Genomic DNA, 402 nt, shown 5'->3' on the forward strand with positions numbered 1-402 from the left:
CGCCGCGGCCCCCGAGACGGCGGCGCACAGCGGGCGCGCGCCTCTGCCTCAGGGTCGAACAGGGCGGCGTCCAGTTCGTCGTCGTTCGCGGTCGGCCCGTCGAGCGGCGGGGTAGTCGGCTGCTGGTCGTCCAGCAGCGGTCACCCCCGCGGCGGCCCGGGGTGCCCGTGGCCGCGTACATGGACCGGGCCGCGGCCTCCAGCGCGGCGGACAGAACCGGGACCGGCAAGTCGGCGACGCGGGCCATGCCCACGCTGGCCGACGTCGGCACCAACTGGCCGTCCACGTACACGGGCTCGGCCAACGCGGCGCGCAGCTGCGGCCCGGTGCCGCGCGGCGAGGTGGCCACCGCGGCGAACTCGACTCCGCCCAGGCGCCCGGCCGCTCCGGTGTCGCCGCACC

Annotated in this window: 1 protein-coding gene; it reads left to right on the forward strand. The window is 78.6% G+C overall.

Translation table 11 applies throughout. The annotated features are described in order from the left end of the window. Positions 1–167 precede the first annotated feature (167 nt). A partial coding sequence (locus QC029_RS30800; RefSeq protein WP_279559129.1) for a hypothetical protein occupies positions 168–402 on the forward strand: 235 nt, incomplete at its 3' end.

The sequence above is a fragment of the Streptomyces sp. DH37 genome, assembly GCF_029813835.1.
Lineage (GTDB): Bacteria > Actinomycetota > Actinomycetes > Streptomycetales > Streptomycetaceae > Streptomyces.